Origin of the sequence: Vibrio sp. 10N.286.46.A8, from assembly GCF_041470165.1 — a bacterium.
Lineage (GTDB): Bacteria > Pseudomonadota > Gammaproteobacteria > Enterobacterales > Vibrionaceae > Vibrio > Vibrio tasmaniensis_A.
The window spans coordinates 1-5,400 of record NZ_JBFRLX010000300.1; the positions used below are offsets into that span (position 1 = coordinate 1).

Annotated in this window: 6 protein-coding genes; 2 read left to right on the plus strand and 4 right to left on the minus strand. The window is 40.2% G+C overall.

The window, feature by feature from the left end; translation table 11 throughout:
• Window positions 1–86: 86 nt before the first annotated feature.
• Both AB4232_RS21785 and AB4232_RS21790 read left to right on the plus strand, forming a co-directional pair.
• Window positions 87–458, plus strand: coding sequence for a phage protein (locus AB4232_RS21785; protein ID WP_102454133.1), 372 nt, complete (start codon window positions 87–89; stop codon window positions 456–458).
• Between the two features lie 77 nt (window positions 459–535).
• Window positions 536–1,921, plus strand: a complete 1,386-nt coding sequence (locus AB4232_RS21790; RefSeq protein WP_372087997.1) for a DNA cytosine methyltransferase — start codon at window positions 536–538, stop codon at window positions 1,919–1,921.
• A 37-nt stretch (window positions 1,922–1,958) separates the two neighbouring features.
• Here AB4232_RS21790 and AB4232_RS21795 read toward each other — a convergent pair whose 3' ends face one another.
• From AB4232_RS21795 to AB4232_RS21810, 4 genes are all read right to left on the minus strand, one after another.
• Complete coding sequence (locus AB4232_RS21795; protein WP_102454135.1) at window positions 1,959–2,687, minus strand: PmeII family type II restriction endonuclease; 729 nt, start codon at window positions 2,685–2,687, stop codon at window positions 1,959–1,961.
• Window positions 2,688–3,169: 482 nt separating this feature from the next.
• Window positions 3,170–4,594: a zonular occludens toxin domain-containing protein gene (locus AB4232_RS21800; protein WP_372087998.1), complete on the minus strand. Its 1,425-nt coding sequence runs from the start codon at window positions 4,592–4,594 to the stop codon at window positions 3,170–3,172.
• Window position 4,595: 1 nt separating this feature from the next.
• A complete protein-coding gene (locus tag AB4232_RS21805) occupies window positions 4,596–4,943 on the minus strand; it encodes a hypothetical protein (protein WP_372087999.1) in 348 nt (115 codons plus the stop codon).
• Window positions 4,944–5,400, minus strand: a 457-nt coding sequence (locus tag AB4232_RS21810; protein ID WP_372088000.1) for a hypothetical protein, incomplete at its 5' end; no start/stop codon positions are given.

Sequence of the window (5,400 nt, forward strand, 5' to 3'; positions counted from 1 at the left end):
GTCTAAGTGCGTATTATGTCTGCTTATGTTCAATAGTGCATATCTTATCATTACAGTGCAACCTCTTGTATTTAGAGGTTTTATCATTGAAGTATCGCGAAATGAGTAAGAATTACATTTTTCGAGAGTTAGAGTGCCAAATGACGAAGAAAGAGGTTGCTGAACTGTGTTTTAAAAGTGTGAGAACTGTCACAGGTTGGGATGAAGGAAATCCAATACCCCCAGAATGCAAAAGACTGATGCGTATGTCTCGAGGAAGAGAGCTTGGAGGAAGTGATACGTGGCTCAACTTCAAGATGCATTATGACAAATTAGAATTACCAACAGGTCAATTGGTCACCGCACAACAGCTTTTGCTAGGGGTAGCGTTGTTAGAAATTCAGTCGGAACTAGAACTTAAAACGACGACAGCCTTGTTAAAATACGTAAGAGCAATAGTTAGAATCAAAGGCAATTAACTAATTCCTTAGTTTGCATTAGTCCTTAAAATATTTAAAATAGGTACCTACGTCTTGTTTCGGATAGGAAACTAATTGTGAGTACCTTTTTAAGTATAAAAGATGTCTCGATTGAACTCAGCATCAGTGAACAACGAGTTAGAACTCTTTGTCGCGAAGGTGCATTAGTATCTGAAAAAGTTGGCAAGAGTTGGATCGTAAATGTATCTAGCCTCGAATTTTATAAAGAAAAAATTGAGTTATCAAAAGTGAAAGATCACGAATGTAATTTGAAAGTGACAGCGAATAAACCTATCGCATTGAGCTTCTTCTCTGGAGCTATGGGCCTGGACCTTGGGATTGAAAAAGCAGGGTTCGATATTCGACTAGCATGTGAAGCGGATAAATATTGTCGTCAGACAATAGCGCTAAATCGTCCGGATGTGGCGTTACTAGGAGATATAAACCAGTACACTGCTGACGATATCTTGAGCGCTGCAAAAATTAGTAAAGATACAGAAATTGACTTAATGGTCGGAGGGCCACCTTGCCAAGCGTTTAGTACCGCAGGTAAGCGTAAAGCATTTCAAGACGATAGAGGAAATGTATTTCTAAAATACATCGACCTCGCACTAGAGTTAAACCCCAAATATTTCATTATAGAAAATGTTCGCGGTTTGTTGTCTTGTCCATTAGACCATCGCCCTCACTCAGAACGAGGTGAAGGCTACCCGGATATGAAAGACGATGAATTAAAAGGTGGAGCATTAAACTACATCTTGAGTCGTCTTAAACACTCTGGTTACTCATACTCATTCAACCTGTATAACTCAGCAAATTTTGGTACACCACAAAGTCGCGAAAGGGTAATTATTATATGTTCGCGTGACGGTCAAAAACCACCGTACCTATCACCGACTCATTCGGAAACAGGTGAGTTTGATTTACCTGTTTGGCAGCCAATTAAAGAGAAGTTGAAAGGGATTGAGCATCATGACCATTTAAACTTTCCGGAAAAACGTTTGAAGTATTACCGAATGTTGAAGCCAGGACAAAATTGGAGAGGTTTACCTGAGGAGTTGCAGAAAGAAGCAATGGGGAAATCCTTCTATTCTGGTGGTGGTAAAACAGGTTTCTTAAGAAGACTTTCTTGGGATAAGCCAGCTCCAACTTTAGTAACGCACCCAGCTATGCCTGCAACAGACTTGGCGCATCCGGAAGAAGACCGCCCTCTATCTATTCAAGAGTATAAACGTATTCAAGAGTTTCCTGATGATTGGGAGTTAGCCGGTCCACTTTTACAACAATATAAACAAGTTGGAAATGCAGTACCCATAAGTCTTGGAGAGGCAGTAGGTAACTTGATTATTAAGCTATTGAAAAAAGAGGACGTCCCAGTATTCAATGGTTTCAGATATTCAAGATATAAGAATACATCTTGCACAGACTGGGAGAGTGATTTCTCTAAAAGAAAAGCGGGTTAAACTTAGTCAATAGGGGGAGTTACTTCCCCCTTATTTTTTAATATCCAGAGTTAAACTCTAGCAACTTAGCCCAGTCAATAGCACCTTCTTCAGTACAATAAGTTTGACTAAACTCCATCGTAAACTTATTGAGTACATTCGCATACTCATCATTGAAGTTACTGTTTCTTTCCTCAGCCCTGTAACCTAAAGGAACGATTAACTGTTTATACAGTTCTTCATCTCCTGAAATTGCAGTCCAGAATTTTTCACCACAAAGTTTGTTGTATTCTTCCTTTTCAGGCACGTTATCTTTACCGTAGCAACAACCATTGATCGCTATTACAGGAATAGGTTTACCCGAGTTAGTACCCAGAATACGTTTTGCTTTTCTGAAATGGTCTTTCATTTTGGCGATTTGAGAGCTGTTCCCCCAGTTAGGGCCAGATTTAATAGAAACAATATAGCGAACGCCATCAGTAATATATTCAAGGTCTATACCTTCAGCTGATGACTTAATACCACCATATGTCTCATTGCAAATGTAGATAGCAAGCTCTTCTAAAAAACCACCAAAAATCCCTTCTTCTTGTGATGAAAGGTGAGCATCCAAAATGGACTTGACCAATTCATGGCTAGTATTAAGGTTTTTAACTCGAAAAAGGTAAGGGTTTTTTCGTTTGAGAATGTTAGACAGCTTCAGTTTTCTTAAACGTTCCAAAATTTTCTTATGATAATCTTGAATGCCTGATTCGATGAAATCATCCAACTCTTTGTTTCGTTCCATTTATTAACCAGCTTTATATGTAAAAAAGTGAATATTGGGCTGCAACGAAATTACATTATTTTCAACTGTCAGTCTATCTTTAGCAGGTCTCTTTGGTTGATAAGTACTTATTTTAAAAAGCTTGGTGAGTCGATAGGTTGTAGTTACGTCGAATTTACCCCCGTGATACAACACGGGGGTTGCCTGCTCACAGCGTCGCGCTCGCTGTTCAGCTCTCACGACTCACGCGAAGCTGTGAGCAGAATGGAAAGAGTTGTTAGTCAGATGGGTTGCAGTAGCAAAAGCCCCACTGATGTTGTGAGGCTCTGCAAGGGTTATCTTGGCAATGTGAAGGGCGGTGATGTGGTTTCATCAAGTCAGCTACGCTTCGCTGCTTTTCGGGCATTTGGGTACGTCATGCCCAAGAACTGTATCGAGTGCCCTTATCCCTGCGGGGCTAGTATGTCATTTTTTGACATACTGCCGTTCAAGTTTGTCATTTGTCACATGCTGAAGATATCGACAGACTTTTGAACATTCTCAACCCGAGCATTCATCACACTGTCATCCTGCGATTCATCAACAACACCACTCGATGTAGGCGGACACGTTAAAAACCGTGATACCGACTCAGAGCGAACCCGTATCAAGCAATCGTCAATCAGTTCGAAGTTATAGCCGTATCTATCCAAAACAGCCGAGCGGATATAAAAAGTGTCAGAGCCTTTATCTATTCTAAAAACGTAATCAAACGATTCATTAAATCCCTTTTGATAAACCGTCCTTAAAACCGAAGTCAGATAAACAGATGTTGAACCGTTGAACTCTGGAAATACATCATAAAATGGGTTTACAGCATCAGGAATAACTTCACCAGAATCTTGAGGATTAACATTGCTAGAATCCACCCGAACAGAATTTTCCCCATCTTTGATAGAAACATTTTCAGATACTGGATTAAGAGCCGAATTAGGTAGAGTAGGCGAGTTGGTAGAGGTAGCTGGCGCACTAACCGTTTGAACTTCACCCACATCAGAATCAGATAATACATAAGATAAATCCCATAAAAATTTCACAATGGCCGCAAAACCAATAATGATCGCAAGAATGAATTTTGGTGACTTTAAAACCGAGATATCAGATTTGGTAGAGTTAAAGCCTCCGGTTCCTGTGGACTGATAAAGCGCGAACACATCAACAGGAATTTTCTTGTTGGTACTACTGGCCATGTCGGCTTTAGTTGAAGGAGCTGTCTTAGTTGATTTCGGAGGATGGTTAAAGATTCTAGGTTTGCGGCTCCTAAAGAAGGTATCGGTTGAGCGATGAGAATAAGCTTCTCCGGCACAACCTTTTAACCAAGTTGGAATGGCCGTGTAATCCGGTGTGAGCATGACAATATCCCATTGATATTTTCGATGTCGCATGAACGCACCGTAAAAGTCGAACGGGTAGAGTAGTCTATTATTTTCGTCTAACTGTGTTCGTTCGCAATCATCAACGTCACCCACTTCAAACGAATCAGGGTCTACAGGAAGCCAACGAGAATAAAACAGCTCGGAAAAGTCTTTAGGTAGCAAATCAACGAAATCGGAAAAAGGCTTTTGTAAAAACTTCTCACGCTTAAATCCTGCCTCTGGACAATACAAGTCCTGACACTCATCAATAACAACAAATGCACCAAGGGGCATCCAGTTAAACCAGTTTTGCCAAAGCATCACGCCCTCAGAAGATCGCGTGAAGATCCTAATTAGTCGCGCGGAATCTGGAAACTTCTCACCAAGCAATTCTTCAATAGACTCTTTAGGCTTCAAGCCCTCGATATTCGTTACAACAATGCGACCCTCACGCAAAGCGGGAAGAATTTCGAACCATGTAACATAAGCAGTTTTATAAGCACCATTAGACCCATGACGGAACGTTACAGCCATATCACCACCCCATGATTCTAAGAACGAAAGCCGTTGCGAATGCATCAACAACAATTCGAACGGAATCAACTATTCCAAACTGATAACAAGCAAAGCGCAAATCAGAAGGAAGCTTATTAAATGCCATGTTTAAGACCGTATAAACTTCATATTCAGACAGCAGTAATGAAGCTACGCTATAAGCCATTTCTAGCATTTGAATTTTTAAATAGATGTAGAGCTTAATAAACCAAAACCATGCATAAGTGAACACCTCAAAAACTAAGTCCGGTATGGTCGCAAAGAAGTCATATATATTGCCAAAGACCAAAACAATATAATTTAGAGCATCATAAAAATAATCCATCATTTACACCTTAGAACGACCAGAAGAAAGAATAATAAAGCCCGCTAATAATGTTGCGATAAACAAAATAACGGTACGAATCATCGTGGTATTAGCAGAACCAAGAGAGTTAAAAAGATTAAAATTAACGTCAACACCCCAACGAGAAAGTGTAAAACTGGTCGAGTCATACGAACCATTCGTAAAATGCATACTTCCTAATTTTAAAGGTGATTCTTTTAATTTTTTCTCCAACTTTTCTTCAAGTGCCTTTACCTCCCTTTGCACATCATTTATCGCACCCGATATAACCGGACTCTTACGGAAACCATCACCAGATTGAGGCTCTGTAAACTTTGTCGACTTACCAAAAAAACCTTGAAGAACATCTGCAATATCTTGTTTTGTAAGCCCATCCTTATCATTACCAGAGCCACCGCCAGAACCAGAGCCACCGCCAGAGCCAGAACCACCACCGGAA